This window comes from Dactylosporangium sp. NPDC050588 (assembly GCF_040654975.1).
GTDB classification, from domain to species: Bacteria; Actinomycetota; Actinomycetes; order Mycobacteriales; family Micromonosporaceae; genus Dactylosporangium; species Dactylosporangium maewongense.
Genome location: NZ_JBFAJA010000239.1, coordinates 1 through 1,264 on the forward strand (window position 1 = coordinate 1; position 1,264 = coordinate 1,264).

General features: G+C 75.4%; 1 protein-coding gene. It reads right to left on the reverse strand.

From position 1 onward, the window contains the following. A partial coding sequence (locus tag AB0I21_RS57495; protein ID WP_360574542.1) for a condensation domain-containing protein occupies window positions 1–1,264 on the reverse strand: 1,264 nt, incomplete at both ends.

The following is a 1,264-nucleotide window of genomic DNA, read 5'->3' on the forward strand; positions in this document are numbered from 1 at the left end:
TGAGTGGTGTTCAGTTGTGTGCTCTTCTGTTCGTGGCGCACCCGCACCGGCAGGGTGTTGATGAACAGGCCGGGGACCCGGTCGGCGCCGGCGCCGGCGTTCATCCGGCCGAACAGCAGCGTCCCGAAGACGACGTCGTCGCGGGCCGCGATCACGGCGAGGACCCGCGACCAGGCGACGTGCATGACGGTGGCCGGGCTGGCGCCGAGCCGGCGGGACACGTCCCGCAGCCGGGCCCCCACGCCGGGGTCGAGGTCGGCGTGCGCGACGGCGATCGCGGTGCCGTCGCCCCGCACGTCGGTGACCCCGAACGCCACGGTGGGCTCGTCGACGCCCGCGAGGACGTCGCGGAAGTGTGCCTCGTGGGCGCCGCGGGCGAGGGCGGCCCGGGCCTGGGCGACGAAGTCGCGGAACGGCAGCGGCGCCGTCAGCTCCGCGGCCCGGCCGGCGAGGATCGCCCGCACCTCCGTGTAGACGGTCTGCGCCGCGGTGTGGTCCTCCACCAGGTGGTGGATGCGCACCATCGCCAGCCACCGGCCGCCGTCCGTCTCGGCGGTGTGCACGTCGACGAGCGGCGCGCGGCCGAGGTCCATCGCCAGCCCGACCGCCGCCACCAGGTCCTCGGCGCCGGCCGTGCCGCCGGCCTCGGTGACCGGCAGGGCCGCCGTCCGCCACACGACCTGGACCGGCTCCCGCAGCCCCGACCACACCACCGAGGTACGGAACACGTCGTGCCGGTCGACGACCTGCTGCAGCGCGGCGGTGAACGCGTCGAGGCGGGCGCGGTCCGGCAGTTCGAAGACCCGGGCGACGGCGTAGACGTCGTCGCCACCGTCGGCCAGGAGATGGTGGAACAGGATCCCTTCCTGCAGCGGTGCGAGGGGGTAGACGTCGGCGATGTTGGCCGCGCCGCCGTCGACGGTGCCGGCGAGGGCATCGATCTCCGCCTGGCTCAGGTCGACCAGGGGCAGCATGTCCGGGGTGATGCGTTGCGCGCCGTCCGGGATCCGGTTCGGCGGCACGGCGACGGCCGGGGCGGCGGCGGACGCGGCCAGCCCGGCGGGGGTCGGCGCGTCGAACAGCCGGCGGACGGAGACCTGGACGCCCTGGACGCGGAGCCGTTCGACGAGCCGGACGGCGAGGAGCGAGTGCCCGCCGAGGGCGAAGAAGTTGTCGTCGACGCCGACCGTGCCGACGCCGAGGACGTCGGCGAACGCCTGGCAGAGCAGCTCCTCGCGGACGTTCGCCGGGCCCCTGCCGGACC